Origin of the sequence: Aliidiomarina quisquiliarum, from assembly GCF_023922585.1 — a bacterium.
Classification (GTDB): Bacteria; Pseudomonadota; Gammaproteobacteria; order Enterobacterales; family Alteromonadaceae; genus Aliidiomarina; species Aliidiomarina quisquiliarum.
In genome coordinates this window covers 1-20,867 of sequence record NZ_JAMFTN010000011.1, presented here as the reverse complement: position 1 = coordinate 20,867, position 20,867 = coordinate 1, and the positions used below count along the sequence as shown (strand labels likewise).

Annotated in this window: 22 protein-coding genes and 1 pseudogene; 12 read left to right on the top strand and 11 right to left on the bottom strand. The window is 46.2% G+C overall.

Going from position 1 to position 20,867, the window contains the following annotated elements; translation table 11 throughout:
• The 3 genes and pseudogenes from M1L23_RS02585 to M1L23_RS02575 form a co-directional block, all read left to right on the top strand.
• Positions 1-603: pseudogene (locus M1L23_RS02585) on the top strand (hypothetical protein); the annotation flags it as partial.
• A gap of 375 nt (positions 604-978) precedes the next feature.
• Positions 979-2,025 carry an RNA-guided endonuclease IscB gene (iscB, locus tag M1L23_RS02580; RefSeq protein ID WP_252625444.1) on the top strand — a complete coding sequence of 349 codons (1,047 nt, stop codon included), beginning with the start codon at positions 979-981 and terminating at the stop codon, positions 2,023-2,025.
• Positions 2,022-3,098 (top strand): hypothetical protein, encoded by a 1,077-nt coding sequence (locus tag M1L23_RS02575; RefSeq protein ID WP_252625443.1) that lies wholly within the window; start codon positions 2,022-2,024, stop codon positions 3,096-3,098. The genes iscB and M1L23_RS02575 overlap by 4 nt, the downstream gene beginning before the upstream one ends.
• 51 nt (positions 3,099-3,149) lie before the next feature.
• Here the strand turns inward: M1L23_RS02575 and M1L23_RS02570 are convergent, their stop codons facing one another.
• The 4 genes from M1L23_RS02570 to M1L23_RS02555 all read right to left on the bottom strand — a co-directional run bounded on the left by M1L23_RS02570 (position 3,150) and on the right by M1L23_RS02555 (position 6,248).
• Entirely contained in the window at positions 3,150-3,878 is a 729-nt protein-coding gene (locus M1L23_RS02570; protein WP_252625442.1) for an EAL domain-containing protein, read from the bottom strand.
• A 262-nt stretch (positions 3,879-4,140) separates the two neighbouring features.
• Positions 4,141-5,292, bottom strand: coding sequence for a GIY-YIG nuclease family protein (locus tag M1L23_RS02565; RefSeq protein WP_252625441.1), 1,152 nt, complete (start codon positions 5,290-5,292; stop codon positions 4,141-4,143).
• A 69-nt stretch (positions 5,293-5,361) separates the two neighbouring features.
• Positions 5,362-5,811, bottom strand: coding sequence for a hypothetical protein (locus M1L23_RS02560; protein ID WP_252625440.1), 450 nt, complete (start codon positions 5,809-5,811; stop codon positions 5,362-5,364).
• Entirely contained in the window at positions 5,811-6,248 is a 438-nt protein-coding gene (locus M1L23_RS02555) for a hypothetical protein (RefSeq protein ID WP_252625439.1), read from the bottom strand. Before M1L23_RS02555 ends, M1L23_RS02560 begins: the two co-directional genes overlap by 1 nt.
• A gap of 142 nt (positions 6,249-6,390) precedes the next feature.
• On the opposite strand from M1L23_RS02555, the gene M1L23_RS02550 reads away from it, so the two are divergent.
• Entirely contained in the window at positions 6,391-6,681 is a 291-nt protein-coding gene (locus M1L23_RS02550; RefSeq protein WP_252625438.1) for a hypothetical protein, read from the top strand.
• Entirely contained in the window at positions 6,638-7,264 is a 627-nt protein-coding gene (locus M1L23_RS02545; protein ID WP_252625437.1) for a hypothetical protein, read from the top strand. The genes M1L23_RS02550 and M1L23_RS02545 overlap by 44 nt, the downstream gene beginning before the upstream one ends.
• On the opposite strand, the gene M1L23_RS02540 is transcribed toward M1L23_RS02545, so the two are convergent.
• On the bottom strand, positions 7,206-8,111 hold the full coding sequence (locus M1L23_RS02540; RefSeq protein WP_252625436.1) for a DNA replication terminus site-binding protein: 906 nt from the start codon (positions 8,109-8,111) through the stop codon (positions 7,206-7,208). The genes M1L23_RS02545 and M1L23_RS02540 overlap by 59 nt on opposite strands.
• A 168-nt stretch (positions 8,112-8,279) precedes the next feature.
• Between M1L23_RS02540 and M1L23_RS02535 the strand changes: the two genes are divergently transcribed.
• Positions 8,280-8,492: a hypothetical protein gene (locus M1L23_RS02535; RefSeq protein WP_252625435.1), complete on the top strand. Its 213-nt coding sequence runs from the start codon at positions 8,280-8,282 to the stop codon at positions 8,490-8,492.
• 12 nt (positions 8,493-8,504) lie between these two features.
• Here the strand turns inward: M1L23_RS02535 and M1L23_RS02530 are convergent, their stop codons facing one another.
• Positions 8,505-9,683: a hypothetical protein gene (locus tag M1L23_RS02530; protein WP_252625434.1), complete on the bottom strand. Its 1,179-nt coding sequence runs from the start codon at positions 9,681-9,683 to the stop codon at positions 8,505-8,507.
• 244 nt (positions 9,684-9,927) lie between these two features.
• Here M1L23_RS02530 and M1L23_RS02525 point away from each other — a divergent pair, with 244 nt between their 5' ends.
• Both M1L23_RS02525 and M1L23_RS02520 read left to right on the top strand, forming a co-directional pair.
• Complete coding sequence (locus tag M1L23_RS02525) at positions 9,928-10,479, top strand: endonuclease domain-containing protein (protein ID WP_252625433.1); 552 nt, start codon at positions 9,928-9,930, stop codon at positions 10,477-10,479.
• Positions 10,454-10,843 (top strand): TraR/DksA family transcriptional regulator, encoded by a 390-nt coding sequence (locus M1L23_RS02520; RefSeq protein WP_252625432.1) that lies wholly within the window; start codon positions 10,454-10,456, stop codon positions 10,841-10,843. Before M1L23_RS02525 ends, M1L23_RS02520 begins: the two co-directional genes overlap by 26 nt.
• Positions 10,844-10,897: 54 nt before the next feature.
• On the opposite strand, the gene M1L23_RS02515 is transcribed toward M1L23_RS02520, so the two are convergent.
• Both M1L23_RS02515 and M1L23_RS02510 read right to left on the bottom strand, forming a co-directional pair.
• Positions 10,898-11,173, bottom strand: coding sequence for an HU family DNA-binding protein (locus tag M1L23_RS02515; protein WP_252625431.1), 276 nt, complete (start codon positions 11,171-11,173; stop codon positions 10,898-10,900).
• Between the two features lie 491 nt (positions 11,174-11,664).
• Positions 11,665-11,919: a hypothetical protein gene (locus M1L23_RS02510; protein WP_252625430.1), complete on the bottom strand. Its 255-nt coding sequence runs from the start codon at positions 11,917-11,919 to the stop codon at positions 11,665-11,667.
• A 237-nt stretch (positions 11,920-12,156) separates the two neighbouring features.
• Here M1L23_RS02510 and M1L23_RS02505 point away from each other — a divergent pair, with 237 nt between their 5' ends.
• Together M1L23_RS02505 and M1L23_RS02500 are read left to right on the top strand one after the other, a co-directional pair.
• A complete protein-coding gene (locus tag M1L23_RS02505) occupies positions 12,157-12,909 on the top strand; it encodes a hypothetical protein (protein ID WP_252625429.1) in 753 nt (250 codons plus the stop codon).
• Between the two features lie 11 nt (positions 12,910-12,920).
• Positions 12,921-13,148: a hypothetical protein gene (locus tag M1L23_RS02500; protein ID WP_252625428.1), complete on the top strand. Its 228-nt coding sequence runs from the start codon at positions 12,921-12,923 to the stop codon at positions 13,146-13,148.
• Positions 13,149-13,159: 11 nt separating this feature from the next.
• Here the strand turns inward: M1L23_RS02500 and M1L23_RS02495 are convergent, their stop codons facing one another.
• Entirely contained in the window at positions 13,160-13,591 is a 432-nt protein-coding gene (locus tag M1L23_RS02495) for a hypothetical protein (RefSeq protein WP_252625427.1), read from the bottom strand.
• 163 nt (positions 13,592-13,754) lie between these two features.
• Between M1L23_RS02495 and csrA the strand changes: the two genes are divergently transcribed.
• Together csrA and M1L23_RS02485 are read left to right on the top strand one after the other, a co-directional pair.
• A complete protein-coding gene (csrA, locus tag M1L23_RS02490) occupies positions 13,755-13,937 on the top strand; it encodes a carbon storage regulator CsrA (protein ID WP_252625426.1) in 183 nt (60 codons plus the stop codon).
• 308 nt (positions 13,938-14,245) lie between these two features.
• On the top strand, positions 14,246-14,662 hold the full coding sequence (locus M1L23_RS02485; RefSeq protein ID WP_252625425.1) for a hypothetical protein: 417 nt from the start codon (positions 14,246-14,248) through the stop codon (positions 14,660-14,662).
• A 169-nt stretch (positions 14,663-14,831) separates the two neighbouring features.
• On the opposite strand, the gene M1L23_RS02480 is transcribed toward M1L23_RS02485, so the two are convergent.
• Together M1L23_RS02480 and M1L23_RS02475 are read right to left on the bottom strand one after the other, a co-directional pair.
• The gene (locus M1L23_RS02480) at positions 14,832-18,734 is read right to left on the bottom strand and encodes a hypothetical protein (protein WP_252625424.1); all 3,903 of its coding nucleotides are present in this window, start codon (positions 18,732-18,734) and stop codon (positions 14,832-14,834) included.
• Positions 18,735-18,902: 168 nt separating this feature from the next.
• Positions 18,903-19,898, bottom strand: coding sequence for a CRISPR-associated endonuclease Cas1 (locus M1L23_RS02475; RefSeq protein WP_252625423.1), 996 nt, complete (start codon positions 19,896-19,898; stop codon positions 18,903-18,905).
• Between the last annotated feature and the right edge of the window lie 969 nt (positions 19,899-20,867).

The following is a 20,867-nucleotide window of genomic DNA, read 5'->3' as shown; positions in this document are numbered from 1 at the left end:
ACGCCTACAAGGGACGATAAGCCAGCGGCACCGTCACGGCCAGAGAGCCAAGATAATAAGCCTGCGGGTGGCGTAGCACCGTCAGTGTCGACAACGCCAACGTCAGCGCCAACGTCAACGCCTACAAAGGACGACAAGCCAGTGGCAACAACGCCTACAAAGGACGATCAGCCACCGGCACGGCCAGAGAGCCAAGACAATAAGCCTGTGAGTGGTGTAGCACCGTCAGTGTCAACAACACCATCGCCTACGCCTACAAGGGACGATAAGCCAGCGGCACCGTCACGGCCAGAGAGCCAAGACAATAAGCCTGTGAGTGGTGTAGCACCGTCAGTGTCAACAACGCCAACGTCAGCACCAACGTCAGCACCAACGTCAGCGCCAACGTCAACGCCTACAAAGGACGACAAGCCAGTGGCACCGGCACGGCCAGAGGCAAATCCAGCTTCGTCATCTACACCTAACTCTTCTGACGAGAATAGGGAACGAATTAAGCGACAGAACGAGTTAGATGCAGCAAGGAAGGAAGGTGCGCGAAAAGCTAACCGTGATAATGACAGTCTACCGTCAATCGACCCATTCGCTGACGAAGATCCAGATTAAGGTATTGGCTTAGCTTGCTGCGGCTTTGACAAAAAAATTGCGTGAATTAAAAGGTTGTGTATCGTGAGGTATGCAACCTTTTTTAGGAGTCATTGTCAACTACCCCCCCCCTAAAGGGGCGGGCTTGCAAAAGCCCTGAGTTGGCCAGACCCCGTCGGGCAACTGATGGAGCCGTTATCGAAAAATACATAGGCACCGTGGGATGACTTGCCAGTCCCTCGCTCTGCGCAAAACGATTAAACAGGTGTAATGGGTTAAGCCAGTGTCGTTTTGGAAAAACCTTCGAATAACACGGTCGAGGCACACATAACCCACTTCGGTGGAGAACGACGGGTAACCGTCATTACTTTGGAGAATGGATACGTGCGAGTTTTGGTGCTCGATAATCAGAAACAACCGTTAATGCCATGCAGCAGCGCACGGGCCCGTCAGCTCTTGCGCGATGGCAAGGCTGCGGTGTTTCGTCGTTATCCGTTCACGATTATCTTAAAAGACAGAGCGGGCGGTGATACGCAGCCGCTATCACTGAATGTTGACCCGGGCAGTAAAACAACCGGCGTGGCCTTGGTTGCAGAGTATCAGCGCGGCCAGTGCGCAGCATGGGCATTACACATTGGCCACCGTGGTCAGCAGATTAAATCCGTATTGGACGGTCGGCGCGGCATTCGCCGGTCACGGCGAAACCGCAAAACCCGCTGCCGGGCACCGCGGTTTTTAAATCGCACACGGCCAAGAGGCTGGTTAGCGCCATCCGTCGTGTCACGCGTGCATAACGTCGAAACTTGGGCAAAACGGTTAACCCAATTTGCGCCTATTGTAAGCGCCAACGTGGAAACCGTTCGCTTCGATACACAAATTATGGAAAACCCGAACATGGCCGGCATGGACTATCAGCAAGGCTCATTGTTCGGCTGGGAGCTTCGGGAATACCTGTTGTATCGCCACAAGCATACCTGTGCCTATTGCGACGGTCTGGCGGGCGATGCAGTACTGGAGAAAGAACACATTGTTCCCCGGGCATTGGGTGGCAGCAACCGGCGGGCAAACCATGTCATCAGTTGTCGCACCTGCAACGAGGATAAAGGCTCGCTGTACCCTAATGCCTGGGCGCAGCTTTGCTCACAGCGCAGCGGGAAGCTAAACGCAACACGCGCCAAAAAAACCTCGGTCGTTAACGGTTTTAAAACTGGCGACATGGTGGCGGCCAGTGTGCCAACGGGCAAGAAACAAGGAGTGTATGTGGGACGGGTTGCGGTGCGTAGCAGCGGTTCGTTCAATGTTCAAACCAAATCAGGTGTTGTGCAGGGGGTATCCCACAAGCATTGTCGGATACTTCAGCGCAGCGATGGATACAACTTTACCTATGGAGCGGCAATTCCTCTCTGCCCTAAAGCGCAGAGTCTCCTTGCCGAAACTCGATGAAGGTCGTTACTTTAATTTTCCTGGTTCTTATTGTTTCGATGTCACCGGCGCGTGCGTCGGACTCAATCGAGTACAAGCAATCGGTCGATATTTCCAATCAAACGCTCGAACAAGCGATGATAGCTGCCCAAGAAAGAGCATTGGAGTATGGGATGCATGAATTGCCCGCCTTAATTCTAGGGCGAGAGCAAGTGACGAATGGTGCATATACCAGTCGCATTGAGAGTTGGAGATTGGCTGGCCTGCGTCATGAATTCACGCATACAAGTATTAACCATACTGAAAACGTAGTTGAGTTCACCTCGGTTATTCACTACGACAAAGCCGCTGTGATAGAGGCCATTGTTAAAGTTGCAGCAACCCAGCGAAGCGCACGTGAAGCAGGGCAAATATATGACGCCGTGCGTGAGGTTGATTCGCAAATGCTATCAGAACATTTCCTGCGAAGGGCGCGTGCTGGCTATGAAAGCGCCATGGCGGAAGAGTTTGCCTCAAATGATGAGCGTCTAATAAATACAAGATTAGCTCAAGAGCGAGTGTTAGCTGAGGTGATGAAAGATGTGTACCTGCATTATTTTGTGCCGGCTATTCAGGCAATGAGAGTAGCTAATGTGACTCGTGAAGTTTTAGCCAACAATCGCCAGAGTAATGTGATTCAGATCGCTTACCGTTACACGCCTCGCTTGCCTCCGGTGGAAAATTCGATGACAAATCCTGAAGGGCTAATTACGTGGCATGAGGAAATTAGTGCAATACTAAAGCCTTACTCAGAGCAGTATCCCTTTATTAATATCGATACCATCATTGAGCGGATGTCAATTTGTAGCCCTTTCGGTGAGATATACACCGGTACTCAGCGCCGCGCTCCAGTACGAGGTATGCGGGATGTCGGTTGGGGTAGAGGGCAAAAATATAGTTACCATACAAATATCGCGAGTATTCGTCCCGCGTACAATCCAGATACGATGAGAAGAGAGCAAGCTCAAATAGAGATAAGCCCTTACACTGAATCAGCCGTTGCTAGCTGGAATAAAATGTCAGGTGGTGAATTAATTGGCGTCTGCATTCATTAGCAAAAACGCTGTAAACCCTCGTCTATGGCGTGAGCCGTCGCGACTTGGGTATTAAGGTAATACAATCGCTTTAGGTTTTTCAAAGAGGTAACCTTGACCGAATTCGGCACGGCTTTTGATAGCTATAGCTAAATGCTTGGCTGTTTCTATGCCTTCCAAAATCGCTTTCATCTCAAGATTGTGAATGAAGTTTACTAATGCATATACAAAGTTTTCGGCTTGAGGTTGAATGCAGGCTTTATCGAGAATGAGACGATCGACCTTCACGTATGTTGGTCTAATTTGTATGAGCGACTTCAAGTTGGCGTAGCCGGCCCCGAAATCATCAATGGCAATTTCAATACCGCGCTCTTGTAATCCATGAAGTGTTCTAAGCGTGTAATTCCAGTCATCGACAACTTCATTCTCGGTTACTTCAAGTACAATTTTAAACTCAGGAGAGGCTACCTCAAGAAGTCGCGTAATGCACTCCTCTAAGTGAGGGCTTTTGATCTGCCCTGGGGTAAGATTAATGAAAATCTTCTTTCCTTCGCTGGGGCAAATACCTTTGATGCAATCTATCTTGGTATTAAAAAGACCTGGCATGAGCGTAATAAAGAGCTCTGGTTTCTTTAATATCTCGGCCAACGAATACCCTGCGTAGTTGCGAAGCAAAAGCTCCCTCCCCTCTCGGGTTTCGCTACCCAGTCTGAAAATAGCCTGAGCATGAAAGACAGGTCGTGTGACCTTGTTTGTTTCCGTATTGGCGCCAATGCATTCTGTATCGGGATTGGATAGCATAATTGAGCTCACTTTATCTTGTCATAGTGATCATGCTACTTGAGATTACCGATACTTTTTTTACATTTTCACTGTAAATTCGTGGTGAAAATTTACCAACTATTATTCGTGCTCACTTTTTGTAGGAGAGTAATAAAGGATCATACTCAATGTCATTGCAAGCCTTGTTCTACCGTAGAAAACTGACCAATATCAGAAAATAAAGCATCATACTAATTGCTCGTACCGAGTCTGAATCTAGCTAATATTGAGTATTAAAGTATCATACTCGTTTTTTGCTCATGGCTGCTTTTACGCGCTTGACGGTTGAACGTCCTTTACCTGTAAATTCTGCGGTTTGGTTGATAGAGCGTCCACGCTCTAAACTGGTAACAATATCAGAGTGCTTTATTAGAAATTCGTCAGTGCTGACCGTAGTTCCTTTAGGCCGACCAAACTTACCGCTTTCGCGTTGGGTTAGCTCGATGCCACGCTTAGACGCTGCGAGGCGTTTTTCTTCATACTTCCAACGTCCAGTAACAATGAATCGTTCCGCTTTGTTGAAGGATTCATTGTTGTTCGTCAGCTTGGTAAATTCCGCTTTCAATCGCTTCAATGATTTAGCATCAAGTACCAGATATTCTGTGCGTGAGCCAATGTTGGCTAACTGATTGTTGTAACGATGAAAAACATACTTTTCAACGTGACCACAATTCGCAACTTTGCGTAAAACAGTGCTTTTAACTACAGCTTTGCCTGTGGCTTTTTCTAGATCGAGTACCGTTTCTTTCAAGCGGTGTTCAGGCTCTCTCGATGTTCTCCCAACCTTGTGAATAACGCTGTTATCCTCTAGTTGGTACTCAAACAGATACAGTGACGCCTTGAGAATCGCTTGCTGGCGGTGCGCCTCTATTTCGAGCCAAGCTCGATCTTGAGTCCCTTGTTCAATAGCTTCGCGCAGCGTGTGAACGCGCATCTGTAAGGTGTTACGCATCCATTGGCTAAACCCTAATAGCGGTAAGCTACCAAGGATGGTTCTCGCGGTTGGTGAAAAGATAAGGTTATCTGTCCAGTCGTCACGGCTAAACAGTTCTTGTTGGGCTGTACGTGTAAAGCGATGTAATCCAGATTTCCAGTGTTGAAACATGTTCGGCGGCTTGCTATCCGCTTGATAGCCGTCTTTTAATGCGTCGATGACCTCTAATGGATAGTTGAGGTGAAAGTGATGCCATGCGGGAATCTGCGGGATCTCATTCATAGACTCGTTGCAAGTCTCGCCGTCATGTCTAAAGTGAGCCGCTTTCGTTTTACCTTTCACAGCGATTAACGGACACTGGCAGAAAGGGCAAGATAAATCGCCCTTGCCTGACTTCTGAGAGTCAATGTGATGAAAGTTGCCCTGTGTATCTTTGCCAAGGCTTAAATATACAGTCATAAATCGCCATACTTTTTTGAACCCAGTTTGATTGAAGTTTACATGGGTTCAAATAAGTGTGCAAATTTATTACTCTCCCACACTTCTTTCCAAAAGGGCAACTACTGTTGAAACCATAATTGCGCCTTTCTGGTTGAGTGTGATGATATGATGCTGTGTTTCATCGAGGTGATAACGCAATTGGTAGGTTTTATTTTTTCCTCGGACATTATTCCAATGGACTTTACCGCCCTCATACGTGATGGGTTGATGTAATTTCACTGGACCGATTCGCCACACATACTCTAGCGTGTCAGCACAAAGGCTGATCCGTAGGTTTGTAAGCAGCGCCAGCATCATTGCGGGGATTCCCCAGTACCATCCTATGGTCGGTAGCTTTCCGTGGCCATGGACGACGTTGTGCGTAAACACAATATACAGACCCACTGCAATGCACACACTTAATACGGTTGCAATGATAATGGCTGTTGGCTGGTATCGAGCGACCCAAAGGGTTGTATTGATATTCGACTTTGACATCAGTGACTCATAACTTTCTGGTGCATCGGGAAGAACGTGTTTGCGATTTCAATAATGTCTTTATCTTGCTCAATTAGCTTCATTAGTGCTTCTTTTGCTTTCTGATTATTTGAAACATCAAAGGAGTGAAGCTGAGCTCGCATTTGCCGGCTTAAAGCGATTAAAAGTTGATTAAGAACATCGTTATGCGTTACATTGGTTATGTTTTCATCGTTACGTTTGTACTTAAAGTTAGATGGGTATACACACGCAACCGGCAAGTCCAAGGGTAAGTCTTGAATGCCGGCGCCCATTGCTGGCGTGCCGTGATCAGGGCATATCCACAGCTTAATTTCATGCTCAGTGTTATTACTGTCAAGCAGTAGCTCCACTGGCTGCAATGTGAGGTACTTTAAGAATATAGATGCTACAACTTCGGTTGTTAATGCAGTATTCATGGCTTCTCCTTTTGTCATTAACGTATCAGCAATTGGCATTGACGCAATTTTATTTTTTCACTGCGTTTTTGACTCTTAAATGAAAGTAGATAGATATTTTACTTCGTTATACTAAAGAAAACGTCGAGTTAGGAGCGTAATTTTGACTCAAAATGATACAGTAGAGCGCCGGGCATTAATTCGCGCGATCAACTTGAGTGAGCCTTTAGTGATTTGTCGAGTTACATCGTTTTACTTTCCCCTTTGGTTTGTGACAACAGGAGGTTCCCCGATTGATGGTGGGGTAATATTTGAGGGATGGCACACCTCGTTCACCGAGGCTTTAAAGGCAATTCGACGTATTATGTTTACGTTTGGTGTTGATCCTGAGCAGTTGGAAATTTCAAAAGATGATGACCAAATCAAAATCGCGATCAGTCCCAAAGCTGCCTAGCGAGCAGGCGGCGGCAAAGCTTATTATGATGGGCTGTCAAAACAGTTCTGATTTTTTAAAGTTATGCGCCGGCAGAGAGCAATTTAAAGGCATGGAGCGCCCCGCTGATGTACCGAGTCAGCCTACTGTTTATTATGACGACATAGAGAGCTGGGTCGATTTTTTCCAGCGTGGCCGTGAATACCTTTTAAGTAATCACACCATCGACGACATCCCAACTTATGATGAGTTGCGTCAGCTATGCAAGAAGCGTCAAATAGACACAAAATCCAAGTATAAAGATGCGGTTCGTTACGGACTCATTAATGCGCCGATGAACCCTGAGAATTATTACGTTGATGAATTTGAAGGGTGGGATGCGTTGTTGGCTGATAAAAATGCGCGTTGGTGGAGTTATGAACAGGCGCGTAGCTACATGAAGCAGTACGATCTTGAAACCATTAATGATTGGCGGGAATTTTGCCGCAAAGGGTTGCGGCCAAAAGGTATTCCATCGATTCCCGCACGTCACTACGAAGAGTTTGTCAGCTGGCGTCACTTTCTCGGTGCCGAATACGGTAGAGATGAAGACGAGGAAGAATAAGCTCGTAGCCGTCTGGGGTTTGGTGCGTTTTTGTTTGGTAATTCTTTAACGGAGTGATTTTTACCGACTTTATGGTTTTATCACAGAGCATGATAAATGGCGAGTGAGCGGAAACGCTTTCTCGCTTTTTTTCGTTTTGGTAGCTGAGGTTCGCCATGGGCGATACTCGTAATGGCCGTCGTGTTGTTAAGAATGCGTCTTTAGGGAGTGCTTGCATGTCGATGAGCTCTCGATTGACGCCATCAATAAAGGCTTCTTGGTCGAGTGTACGATTGCTACCATGTTTCAATGCCTTTTCTAGCTGTTCAATGACTTGCGCTTTGCTCATACGTTTCATGGAGTGTTTGTGGACCCATGAGAAGCGTGCAGAGCGGATAGGCAGTTGTGTGATTGTCAGCTGGCGGGTGACATTGAGGGTAATCAGGTTTGGAAGTGCCTTGTGCACGATTTCATGGCGTTCTTCTGCATTGCCAGGGAGGCGCTGCAGTGCGTTATAAAAATCATGCTTTTCTTTGCGAATGTTATACGCACAATCCAATAGCGGTTCGATTTCGCGCGTTTGAATGACGATCAATCCAGGGAGACGTCGTGCAATGCGACGGCTTTCATCTTCTTTGGCATAGTAGGAGCGAACATGGGACATCATGTGATCTAGTGCGGTTTGTCCACAAAGGTGAGTGACAGAAAAATCGTCAACAGTCATTTTCCCTTCATCGGCCAGTGTAGCCGGTGGTATTTGAAAGATATCGGCTTGGATGAGCTGTGCATGTTTAAGTCGTTCGCAAAACTCGCTGAGGTGAGTATCCATATTGGTCAGTGATGCCTGCATGATACTAATGGGATTCATTGTGGAGTCCTCGTTCACGTTGTGCTTTTTACAGCCAGCTGATCAGGCTTAAAAGCAAGATAAGCAGGCATGCGATGGCATAGAGCAGTTGTTTTAAGCGTTTTCGTTTACGTTTAAGGCGATGCTTCTCGGTCAGCTCCATGGGTTTATCCTTTAGTATAGCTCATTATGAATACATCATACCTTTTATCCATCCTTAACCCCTGCCCTCGCGCCGCTGGCGCTTGGGCTCTCCCTGAACAACCTTTTGGTGTCCTGCTCGACCGCGCGCCTAAAATCGAAGAAAGAAGAAGAAAAGAAGAAGAAAAAAAAGAAGGTTTTGCAAATGTAAATTCAACAGATGGAGGTGGATATGCAGCCCCATTCTTTTCTTTGAGTTAAGGTATGATGTATTCAATTTTCACCTTTCAATAACGATAACGCCTGCAAAGGTGCATACATCGACGCATTAAATCTGCGCTCATAACGCTCCGCCACACTTATGCCGCAATCATCGAGCAATGTAATCACACGATGGCGCGGCTCGACTCGCTTGCCAATGAAAAATGGACCGTCCATTGACTCCTCATCAAATCGCCATGGTCTTAGCATTCGCCCTATATAAAGCTTCTCATGCCGGTTTTTAATCACCTCGGAAGCACCCGCCTCAACAAACTCCCTTTCTGATTCACTATGAACCACCACCATAGCTCGGCGTGTCGCTACAGGTAATACCAATAACGCTCGCAATTCTACCCAGCGTCCCTCACCCACAGGGGGCGCCAATAAACCCGCTATAAAATAGGGGCCAGATATGTCCACCTCCGGAGCGGGGCACGCTAATTGACATCGGTACCACTGTTCGTCAAGACGGTAATGAAACTCTCCGTCACGTACCTCCCAACTATCGGCCTTCTCAAACCACAAACCAAAACCAGACACACCCGACGCCGCCAACGTCAAAAGCTGCTTACCTAATGCCATGTGACCCCGATGACCGTAATGCACCTTAAAGGGAAGCTCTTCAGGACTTTGAGGCTGCACACGCTGTAACAACGCTTCATTCTCATTGATGGTGTTTGCAGCCGTGTATGGCGTGGTCGTGCTGCCGTGATAGAAATTAGAAAATGACTCATCGAGAAGCGTATACACCAGACGCTTAAATAATGAAGGCTTTACAGCCCCCTTTTGCCCCCGCCGTGATACCTTGGCCGTTGACTTACTACCCTCGTTGCTCGCATGAGCAAAAAACGTATAGGATTGAGGCAAATCCCAAGCGTCCGCATCATGACTCATTTCACTCTTCTCTTGCTCATCCATAAAACGATGCGATTTTTGAAACTCACACCCCTCACGATGCGCCGGCGACGTTGGATTGTCAGCCAGATAATAAAGCCCCGTGTCCATGCGAAATTTAACGTGCATTCGAACCCCGTCTGCATGACAACTGCAGACCACATCGTATTGACGGTATAACCGACTTAACTCCTCTTGGCGATGCTCCACTAACTTTTCATCGAAAAGCTCCCTGCCCTCATAAGTAAGTTCAACTCCCGTTGCTCGCTCTATTAAATGAAGACTAACTTCAATCACGCCGCACCCTCTCGCATTTTGACCAGATTTCGTTCATGCCAACTATATCCCGCCTAAACCCCCACTTTTGCTCATTTAGAGTGGTTCTTTTCTCCCTAAATGACGAAAGAACGTAAAGACCTCCCCATATAATGCGTTTATCAATGATTGCAGCCTGAATCTTTCAGTCAGGAATGCAGGGTGCAAAAAATTGCCTTGATCACACTTCGTGTTATCGTCATGGCTAACACTGAAAGAGGACATCATGGCCATACGAATTGTTGATTCAAAAACACTCGAGCAATTAATCGCTAAAGGACGAATTAAAGAAGCGGATGCTGGCGCTTTGCGAAAAGCTATCAAATCAAGCAGTAAGCGACGCACTGTGCCGCTGGAAGATACATTATGCACTCTTCCCCCTTCACTGCCCGTTGTTCGCCTCTATCGGGCTGTAGTGGCTCGCTATGGACGTTTTGATGAGTCCGGCGAGGTGGTGTGTGAAATGAACGCTCCTTTTACGGGGCGAAAATGGGCGCTCGACATGGCGCTCCCTCGGTATCGGCTTGGTATCGAAATGGATGGATGGGAGTTTCACGGGAAATACAAAGAAGGCTTTCAGCGTGATCGCGAAAAGCAAACGGACTTTGCACGCTTTGGTTGGTTGCTACTTCGCGTTTCAAATAAACAAATCAATGACGACTTGGACGATGTAGTAACAGCCCTCACGCAGTGCGTTGCGCATTTACCACGCTTTGACAATATTCACCTAAAAGAACGAGGAATAGGACGTTATGAATGCACTAAAAATCCAACATGAAAACACCTCTGAAGCATGGGAAACGACAATTAAAGAACAAATCGCACTGACAACCGAAATTATTCGAGCCAAAGAAGAGCAGGTCAATGCAGCGTCCGGTAATTTGGCCGATGATAGCGACGTAGCCAGTCAATTTGAGCTGCGCCGCGTATTGGCAAGTGAGCTTAGCCTTCTTCGGAAGAAGTTAAATGCATTGCAGCTGGCGCTAGTGAAGCTGTCCGTGAATGAGTTTGGATACTGTGAAGAGTGCGGTATTGATATTCCAGTTGCACGGCTCATCAAGAGGCCAGAGTCAGCACACTGTGTTGCTTGCTTGGAGGTTATTGAGGCGAAAGGGCAGCACTACATAAGACGCGCTGTTTAACGAAGTTTGCTAAGCGAGGGGAGCTAGGTTCAGCGACGCCAGCTCCCCTTCTCTTTATTTGTTGAGGGCTTCTTTGACCACTTTTGACGGCTTCCATTGTGCAACCTTAGCTGCCGCTATCGTGATTGTCTGGCCATTAGCCGGGTTTCGGCCTTGCCGCTCTGCTCGATGCGAGGTTTTAAATGTTCCAAAACCCACAAGTGCAACCTCCTCACCTTTGGCTAAGCTTTCTGTGATCTTTTCGGTCACCGCATTTAACGCGCGACCGCTATCTGCTTTTGATAATCCAGTGCTTTGTGCAATTGCATCAATTAATTCACTTTTGTTCATATTTTACCTTCTATGCTGCTTTTTGTTGTTGAAGCATTGTGCCAACAATGCTGATGAAACCAACCTTTCTGGGTTGTACCTCTGTTTCAGGCACGAATAAATCAAACCCGAACAATTGAAATGTGCTTAAAATTTTGGGTATCCGGATTTTACGGTTGACGACAACAACCAAACCCCTAATCGTTAGACACGACTAGACGCAAGTGAGGCCCTTTCTTGAGTGTTGGGAGTAACTTTCCTACCACCTGCCCCTTGGAGTCCGTAATGACATATCCAGTAAACGCGAAGGCATCGAGCGCAGAACGTAACTCCAAGTCTTCTTCGCCAATAGTTGCAAGGTATCGCTGTGGCGTTAGGCCGTGCCGCTTGAGGAGCAGTCTTGCATCTCTACGCCTAGAATCCTCTTGGCTTCGACGCCAAAAACTAAAGAGCCAATCCGCCATCCAAGCCAGCAGTGCACCGGAAAATAGCATTAACATTTCATTCATTCATCACACTCCTAAATCGGATTCAAGCGTTGATAACAACAGCCAAATCCGGATACCCAAAATTTTTAGCCGAGAAGCCTCACACGGCGCAAATACAGAAAGCACTAGCAAATCATCGAAGCAACCATTCTCATCGATAACCTTGCGTTGCGAAATTGCCATTCCAACAAAACCGCGTTGAGTAACCTGCTCTTTTTCTTTGCCCTCAAATGTATGTGTATCTTCAATATCAAATGCCGTTATTCTTTTGGCCAGCAAAACGCCGAGCTAACTCTGCAGTGAGCATGGCGCTATGGGCAGCTAGATCTGTCTTGTGCATCACTCTATCCCTTACTTAACTCTGACCAGTCTAGCCTACAGGACAATAACATTTCCTCTTTTACACCACAAAAACGGCACCTAAATGAGACTTTGCGGGCTGAATTAATTGCGACAATGCTATGTCAGTTCATTCTACTCACGACCGTCTGACGTCATTATTGAAGGATTGAATTTATGAAGCCTTTAAAGATATATCAGAGCCAGCTTCCCAGCGATATTATGCTCAAGCATAGCTGCCGCCCTCCATTCGCATTAGGTAAAAATGCACTCATCTTAAATCGAGTCCCCCTAACAAACGAACTTAACTCTATAGCCAGTGGGCAACGTTTGCGACTCAATATCGACATGAAATCACTTGGGGAAGAGCGCAAATTTGCAGTGATTGGCTGCAAAACAACACATGAAGACTCATCAGATGGAACACTTATTGACTTAGGCCTTCTTATCGGAAGATATAGCCCTAGTCAGCAACGCATCACTCGACTCGATTATGCGTTTTCTTTACTTGAAGATCCTCACGTGAATCTTTCAAGCACCATTACTGAGCGAACCGGCATTCAGAATAGCGATTTAAAAGGACAGTCTATTTGTGACTCATTTGTTTATGAGCACCTAGAAAATGTAGATTTTATTATTACTCACCATGCACCCACTCAACGATCCGTTTGTTATCAACGGTTCTCCAGGTTCCCAAAACACATCCCTTGGGTATGTGCGCATAACAACATTGACTGGAAAGCGTTCGGTCACACATTAGCGTCACTCGAGTCGCTTCTGTTTGATTACGGTTGGTTCTTTGAATCACAACGTGCCAGTGCTGACTGTATGGCAACTGCATGGCTCATGCTTGTTTCTTCACTGCCATTTAAAACCCTGTTAAACGAATTGATTATTCAACAAAAGCCACCTGCATACGAAGTGGCCTAAAGGAGATTGCCTTGAAACTAAAGGTCGATTTTAGTGAGCTTCATCGTGCTTGCGCAAAAGTAAATGGCCCAGACTACCTACAAGGATTTGATGATGCCGCAGCCGGGCTTCCCTACAACGACTCATCAGCAAAGAGTAAACTAGCTTATGAAAAAGGTTTTAAGTATGTAGGAAACAACATGCTAATCACTAACCCCAAAAGTACCAGCCAGGCCAGCGTCAATGAAGCATTGGACTAGCGAAAACATTATTATTCCTCGTTGTTTGGGTGTGACTTTCGCATTGAAAGTAGATCGTCTATTACCTCAGCAAACGTCTGTCCGTTTTGTTGTTTTATATCCGCAAGCTCTTGGTAGATAGATACCGGAACCTGAATGGTTCTCGTAGCTTTCTGAGTACCGTCTTGCTCCATTTTTCGCCGGTAATTATAGAAGCGCTTACGAATCTGCTGCCATTGTTCCGGGGTGAACACGCTCATCACAACACGACTAAATCGTGGCCATAATTCCGTATCACTTTTATTGAGTACCGCCGTGGAAAGAAGCCGTTGAAATCGATTGGCATCTTCTTCGCTTAAAACCGCTTGCGCTTCCTCAGCGTGCTGCACAAGCCATTTGGCGCATTGCGGTGCCAACCTTTTTTGAATGACGACATCTCTTCTTCTTGTATTTAACTGCCACATAAGCACACCTAATTCGCTAGAGTACAATTTATACTACAGCAATTATTTTATTGCGCTATTATTTATTCGTGATTTAATACTTCTGAATTGGCAATCAATCCGACTGCCAAACATGATCAGCCTAACGAGTGCTACTACTTAACTACAAGCAATGGAGGCTTAAATGCTGATTTTGACAAGGCGTGACAATGAGACGTTGATGATTGGTGACGATATCAAAGTCACAATTCTTGGTGTAAAAGGGCATCAGGTGCGGATAGGTGTTAGTGCGCCAAGCGATGTGCCTGTTCATCGAGAGGAAATCTACAACCGGATTCACAGCAAAGAGGACGATCCGCAGGATTAATCTCTGTATACACTTGGCATTCTCTGTGCTGGATTCGGCAGAGAGAATGCCAACTTGTACCATCACGCAGGCAAAGACCCCTTTAAGTGCGACAACGCACCGAATAGCCTAGACACCATTCTTGAAAGCCATACCATGCGACACCTTATCGTGCGATAGCGCACCATTCCCACCTATATCGTTGATTCGGGAAACGCTAAATGCTATCTTAAATTAGTGCGACACCGCACTAAATAGCGTAAGCGCCTTTATATACGGGCTTTTTAATTGGCTCTACTTCGTGCGATAGCGCACGATAAGGAAACCGCATGAAAAAACGAACAGTACCTAACAAAGAGCAAGCTAGTGAGCTCATTCGGTATTTCCAAGGCTTCTTTCGCGATTGGAGTCGCTATCGAGCGATTCTTACTGATGAGCAACAACTAAATGCTAGATCGGAGCTGCGTCAAATCAATCTATTCTCCGACAACATCACAGAAGAAGTGTTTGCATGGGCTCAGAAGCATATTCCACCAAAGGCATACAGCAATGCGATGCGGGCCGTGAATCGAAAAATCAAAGGAAGTTCACGGAGCAAAAGTAAACACTTAGCGCTCAAGACAGTCGCCATTTCACAGGATGTTAAGCTCGAACTGGAGATGATTAAAAGCATGCATGAAGGGCTCTCTTATAACGATGTTTTAAAGCTCCTCATTGAGACCTATCGAGCATCGCGGAAGCTATAGAAAAGGCCTTGCGTTTGATTCTGAAAGCGCTGCAATAAAAGCTCTATATACAGCGCCGCAGTTATTACTTTCTTATACAAAACCTCAACCAACATCAGCAAAAACCACGCAATGATTGTGGTTGAGGTTTTAAAAGTAAGAAACATGTCGAAATCAGGTGACTGCTCCCTCAAATAACCTGTAGTCGAGATATCTTACGTCGAACAATGTTGTCTGCCGCATTCACATCGGAATGTAGTTTTTTGGCCGGCTGGTTATGTTCGCACTCAGCATTAAAGCAATGGAACTGACTTACAGAGCTATCCTTCGATTTTTTGTTCTTCTTGCCAGTCCTCATGTGCTTACGAAGATGCGTAACGAGCTTATCCTTTTTCAAAATCCCCTGCGGCATAAATGACAATCCTGAATCGGGGTTTAAAATACTAGCAGGGGAAAAGAGGCGTAGTGTCAGCTCTTCATTTACAACAACTAAACCACCTTTCTCAATCGCAAACTCATTGGCTGTGCTCTCCTTAACCGCCTTAATTGGATTGACCAGACAGCAGGAACATTCTTGTGATGTCCCCGCTCCATTTACTGAGGTGCCAGGGAATAGGTTGAATGGTTTAATGCTTTCCTTACCTTTTTCACTTACTAATACTTGCTGATATCCTGGGTGCGTTATGAAATCACCAACCCATGTGTTTTCACGAGCCGCATCCACGGTCTTTACGTTCTGAAAGGTAAACTCAGATACAATCAAGTCATACACAAGCTTTAAAAGCCCATCGCCAGCGCTCGGACGATTCATTGACGCCTCAAGGACAGGAAGCGCTTTAAACTCCACCATAAGCGCTTTTATTGCTGCAACGACATGCCCAGCTGTTGACTCTCTTAGTTTGGAGTAGTCGACGAAGGGACGACGCACATGAGCGCAGGCATTTGCTTTACGCCGATACTCCTCAAACGCATTGTCAATGCGCTTAAGCGCCGGTATCGGTATGAAGCCCCGCTCGATGACCTGGCTTGCCACCTGCTCTCCGACAGCGGATAACTCACGCACTGAAAAGCCTATGCCTCGTTCACCTAAATCTATGCCGACCAGACGATCTAAATACGCTGTGTCTACACTCTCGCTCTCTGCAGGCTGTTGAATGAGCACAGAATGAAGCTCTACGCGATCTGGAGTCATACTAATTGAGTTATCTGTTTGAAGTTGATACTTCCATTTAAACTTTAACTTACCTGGCGAGTTGGCGCGCAGATTAATAAGCACTTCATCCAGCTTGTTTTGATAATGCGGCGGAAGGTTTAAAGAAAAGAGCTGACCTGCTTGTTCATCTTTAAATGATAAAACCGAGGTATCCCCTTTTTCAATGACGATCACTTTTGAAAGTTTGCTTATGAAATTGGCCTCTTGCCTCAGTGTGAAACCTGGCAAATATGCGCCCCAGTGATGCGGCATAAGTTTCAGCAAATAACGGAAAGATAAATGCCCTGAGTCATTACCGCCTCGCTTATGGGCCTTGGTGCTTACTAACGTCTCTATGGCCTCTTCCACATCGATAGACTCCCCAACCTTTAACCCTAAATGCATGAATGCATTGTGAGCTGGGTGAGTTTCTTTAAATAATCGCGGGTCCGGCCGCCACTGACGCTTAGTACCATCTGCATTGGTGAGTTTTGGCAAATAAACTAAACCTTTCAGTGGATCTACTGGGCTTAAAGATGCTGTCTCAAAATGATTGTTATTGAATACCAAACCTGCAGCATTACGTATGCTCACAGTGTATTTAGTGATTAGCTTGCGAATTTGACGTGAATCAGCAGGCACTTGGTTCTCATGACTGCTCGCCAGAATGCCCTGCAACTCTAAAGCGAGTGGCCAGCTATCTGCATAAAGTTCATTGGTTTTGAATGAACGTTCATTTACGCGGCACGCCATATCCATTAACTTGCATATCACTTCGTAGCGGTCGAACTCGTCCACGACAGCATCCAGTGTTCTTTGTACGACATCGGCAAGCGGAAGCGCTAACAGACGCGCTGCGTCGAATGGGTAGGGGTTATGTTTGTTTCGCGCAAATAAAGATTTGTAAAAATAACCTTTGCGCTCCGTCATGAACGCATGCACCACATACCGCCATCTTGGGTTTCCGTTTACCGGCGTATTCGGCAAAAGCGCCAGCGAGTCTAAAATCTTACGTGCTGACTCAACTGAGGATGGTGACAGGTTGCGTAAAAATGTGAACCAAATATGCAGGAAATGGCGCCGGGCGCGCTCTTCCATAACGTCATCGTCCATATTAAACCCGCGAATCTTAAAATGGCGGGCATCTTGATGTTTTAGCGTATCTTTATACGACTCAACGAGCCCAGGGAGTAATGCCGAAATATCATCAACTTCATTCGTGGAAAGCAGTTTGGCCATGATTTTCGGGATTAATTTGTTTGCATGCCCTATCCCGTCAATTGCTTGCTCGATACTCTCTGTTGGAGTCTCACTTTCAAACCGAATTTGAGGTAGCTTAGTGATCGTCAAATTAAGATCCGTTTTACGGTCAGCCAGCGCCAGCCAAATATCAGGAAATGCCGCTTTCTTTAATAGTTCGCGCAACTCATCTACTGCATCAGTCTTGTTGGCTTTCGCCGCATCCAAATCGGATTGAACATTTCGGATGTTATTTCCTATGATGTTGAGTATCGCGCTATAGTCATTCAGTGAATCTATACCCCTATGCACGGAGCTAATGCTTTTCGCTGATAATTTCCCTGTTGAAAGGTTTTGGATGTCTCGTTGTAATTCAGCAATAACATGAGGAAGCTGCGCAAAAAACGTTCGCGCAGATTCAGGGGTTAATCCACTCCCCCAATAAATACGCTCGACATCGGCTTCAAAAAGGCTTTCTGGGAAGTCTAACGCTTCCGTTTCGCTCAATATCGCATCAATCGTGTTTAGCTTTGCATCAATTTCATGAATGCGGTCGAATAGTTTGCTTGCAAAAGAACTGATGCTGCCGCCAATGGTGGAGCGATAATCCTTGAGATCTTTAATGCCGACAAGTTGCTTGGCCGAAGCCTTTACCGGCTCCATTAAATCCTGGGCTACTGAAAAGTAATCACATAAATCATCAAGTGGTGCTTCAGCAAAAACTCTAATGCCTTTATTTAAAAGCCATGAAAGTCCATTGTATGTGGGGCCATTACTGGCCAGTACGCTGGTTGCTGCTTTATAGTCGAAATCAATCCCGACGGCACTTAATGATTCATGCGCGCAAAGTAAGCTCGCCTCGATAACGTAGCTATCACTATTAATGATCTGAACTCTGCTTTTGGCGTCACTCAGGCGAACAGAAGGAAGGCATGCTAATGGCGATGTCTTTAATTCAGGATATGTTTCTTCAAGAGGCTTTCGTGAGGACGTGCCAGTGCATAAGTTCAATAAATACTGGTCAGATAAACTCGTACCACTGACCTTGTTCAACGTCGCCGCAATAAGGCTCGCTCGCGCTTCCGGCGTAAATGGTGCTTTAGATTCTTCCCCCCACCCATCGAATGACGCCACTACAGTATTGACCGCCGAGCTGATAACCTCGTTATCCAAATTTTTGCCAATTAAACGTTGAGAAAATACTTTGTAGACGGTCTCTTTGTCCCAGCTTTTATTGGTTCCACGCGGGGACATGCTAATAAGCTCTGATATTCCGTAAAATCCCTTCTTAAAACCGGCCTTTTCACATAATGCGTCGATTGCTTTTATGTCTTGCGCCTTATCGATTGCGCTTTGATATTGCCGTCCTTTTGAGGTCGCGTCGCAAACAATAAAGCCGGCCAACGAGAGCTGCGCTAAAAACCATGTCACGGAGCCTGGTCCAAATCCAGATGCCTGCCTATCAAGCGCACGAATCACATCGATGTCAAAGGACTCAACATGCTTTAGTGGGAAGATGAGTGTTTCAGTCCGTTTTGTGTTTTTGTTGAACGGCAGCGCCTTTTTGAGCTCACTATTGAGTCGTGTGGCACTCATTTCACTCAGGCTGGTCTTGCGCGTCGTGCCGTTTTCTTGATTGTGAGCGTAATAATATTTTTTCATGCTGTCCCTTCTTTGCTCTTGACCTTAATTATTCGACGTGCGATATTCCTCTTACACAGTGTTGCGGGTGGGAACGCGTAAGCATCCATAGTCTACCGCAACTCACAGACCCGCTTCGGCGGGTTTGTCCTTTTCTCGGCCTTGAAAAATCACGCTTCTATTCATTTTTTAGCGGTACCGCTTTACCGCACCAGGGATCTGATAAGCCACTTTTACTGGCCTTCCAGAGGCGCGCTCCGTCGAATCGATTGGTAAGTTAAGTTTCCGTGTTTCGTTGAGTAAATAACTGCGAAGCGCCAGCACATGACCATGCAAAACCTGTTTACGTTTTGCCTCCACTTGCAATGACGGTACCTCAACCCACTCACCAAGCATTTTCTTTAAGACTGCCAAGCTGTGCGCAATTAAATTTGAGGTGTCACTTTTACTTGCTTCCATGACCGCGCACTCAACCCAGTGACGAACCGGCTCCAGCAAGTCATAAACTAACGCCTCATAACTCACCGGCTCGTGTAAAAATCCATGCGTAGGCGATAAACGGTGAAAGACCACCCAGCGCATGATTTTACCCACTAAAAATGAACCACAGGCATTTAAAGCTTGGTTGATGTCGCTATCCTCTCGGCGCGTCATGCCCGCGCACCCAGCTTCTTCATAAAAACGCTGCCAGTATCGCTTGGTTACTACCGCCTCATGCGCACGCAGCTCAATTAAGCTTTTCTTGCGAAGCGCCTGGCCTGCCAGCTCTTGAGCACTACCTAGCTGCCAACTCATCTGTAAAATACGCGCATGCACAAGCGCCTTTGCGATGACAAGACGCTTTCGCTCGTTTGCTCGATATATAATTTGAGCACTTAGCGCATCCCGCTTACCCGCTCGATGATGCTGCGTAAGCACCATCGGTTTTCTCGTGCGACTTGAGTGGATAAGTATAGTGACGTCATGCTTAGCCGCTTCCAGTAAAAACTCAATAGGGATACTGCCTGACGCACCGTATAGCATTAACGTGTGAATTTTCCTTAAATCAAGTCGGATAGAACCACCTTGGAACTCGGCCTGCCAAATCCTCGCTTTATCGCTTTTGATAAGTGATTGCAGATAAGGAATCCATACCGACACGCCCTCGCTATCATTAAACTCTATTTCCGATAAATCAGTTTGCAATTTAGCCACCTTAATAGTCATTACCGACAATCAAATCTAGCATATTATTTTGCATTTATCATCTACATATATTAGCATTGCGTTAGCAAAGGCTAGTTTTGGCTTGGTGTGTAGACTTGGGATAAATAAGAAAAGCTAGTTTTGGCTTGGTGTGTAGACATGCCAATATGGCAGCTCGCTAGTTTTGGCTTGGTGTGTAGACATATGATAAATCAGTTAAGCTAGTTTTGGCTTGGTGTGTAGGCCTTACACGATAGACCTTCACAGGCTTAATGAGGTGTGTAGGCAAATCGACGATGTTCGTTCACAGGCTTAATGAGGTGTGTAGGCCGTTGCCATTTAAAAGCGCACAGGCTTGACAAGGTGTGTAGGCCCAATCCCACAAAAAATCCACAGGCTTAATGAGGTGTGTAGGCAAATCGACGATGTTCGTTCACAGGCTTAATGAGGTGTGTAGGCCGTTGCCATTTAAAAGCGCACAGGCTTGACAAGGTGTGTAGGCCCAATCCCACAAAAAATCCACAGGCTTAATGAGGTGTGTAGGCAAATCGACGATGTTCGTTCACAGGCTTAATGAGGTGTGTAGGCCGTTGCCATTTAAAAGCGCACAGGCTTGACAAGGTGTGTAGGCCCAATCCCACAAAAAATCCACAGGCTTAATGAGGTGTGTAGGCAAATCGACGATGTTCGTTCACAGGCTTAATGAGGTGTGTAGGCCGTTGCCATTTAAAAGCGCACAGGCTTGACAAGGTGTGTAGGCCCAATCCCACAAAAAATCCACAGGCTTGATGAGGTGTGTAGGCATATGTAGCGGTCAAATCACAGGCACCGCATGAGGTAAAGAGACTGTAAAAGATTTTGTGTAAATGGCTGGTTTCACTGTTAAATCCGATCCTGATATATAATCTCGAACTGTGCCATCGCTGGCTTCCAGTTGCGTATGGGCATAGTCCACTTTTTTGAAGCCTG

What these genes read in the sequence shown, in the direction of transcription:
- M1L23_RS02575 (WP_252625443.1), top strand. Translation starts at nt 2,022, where the DNA reads ATGAAGGTCGTTACTTTAATTTTCCTGGTTCTTATTGTTTCGATGTCA.
- M1L23_RS02570 (WP_252625442.1), bottom strand. Translation starts at nt 3,878, where the DNA reads ATGCTATCCAATCCCGATACAGAATGCATTGGCGCCAATACGGAAACA.
- M1L23_RS02565 (WP_252625441.1), bottom strand. Translation starts at nt 5,292, where the DNA reads ATGACTGTATATTTAAGCCTTGGCAAAGATACACAGGGCAACTTTCAT.
- M1L23_RS02560 (WP_252625440.1), bottom strand. Translation starts at nt 5,811, where the DNA reads ATGTCAAAGTCGAATATCAATACAACCCTTTGGGTCGCTCGATACCAG.
- M1L23_RS02555 (WP_252625439.1), bottom strand. Translation starts at nt 6,248, where the DNA reads ATGAATACTGCATTAACAACCGAAGTTGTAGCATCTATATTCTTAAAG.
- M1L23_RS02545 (WP_252625437.1), top strand. Translation starts at nt 6,638, where the DNA reads ATGATGACCAAATCAAAATCGCGATCAGTCCCAAAGCTGCCTAGCGAG.
- M1L23_RS02540 (WP_252625436.1), bottom strand. Translation starts at nt 8,111, where the DNA reads ATGAATCCCATTAGTATCATGCAGGCATCACTGACCAATATGGATACT.
- M1L23_RS02535 (WP_252625435.1), top strand. Translation starts at nt 8,280, where the DNA reads ATGAATACATCATACCTTTTATCCATCCTTAACCCCTGCCCTCGCGCC.
- M1L23_RS02525 (WP_252625433.1), top strand. Translation starts at nt 9,928, where the DNA reads ATGGCCATACGAATTGTTGATTCAAAAACACTCGAGCAATTAATCGCT.
- M1L23_RS02520 (WP_252625432.1), top strand. Translation starts at nt 10,454, where the DNA reads ATGAATGCACTAAAAATCCAACATGAAAACACCTCTGAAGCATGGGAA.
- M1L23_RS02515 (WP_252625431.1), bottom strand. Translation starts at nt 11,173, where the DNA reads ATGAACAAAAGTGAATTAATTGATGCAATTGCACAAAGCACTGGATTA.
- M1L23_RS02505 (WP_252625429.1), top strand. Translation starts at nt 12,157, where the DNA reads ATGAAGCCTTTAAAGATATATCAGAGCCAGCTTCCCAGCGATATTATG.
- M1L23_RS02495 (WP_252625427.1), bottom strand. Translation starts at nt 13,591, where the DNA reads ATGTGGCAGTTAAATACAAGAAGAAGAGATGTCGTCATTCAAAAAAGG.
- csrA (WP_252625426.1), top strand. Translation starts at nt 13,755, where the DNA reads ATGCTGATTTTGACAAGGCGTGACAATGAGACGTTGATGATTGGTGAC.
- M1L23_RS02485 (WP_252625425.1), top strand. Translation starts at nt 14,246, where the DNA reads ATGAAAAAACGAACAGTACCTAACAAAGAGCAAGCTAGTGAGCTCATT.
- M1L23_RS02480 (WP_252625424.1), bottom strand. Translation starts at nt 18,734, where the DNA reads ATGAAAAAATATTATTACGCTCACAATCAAGAAAACGGCACGACGCGC.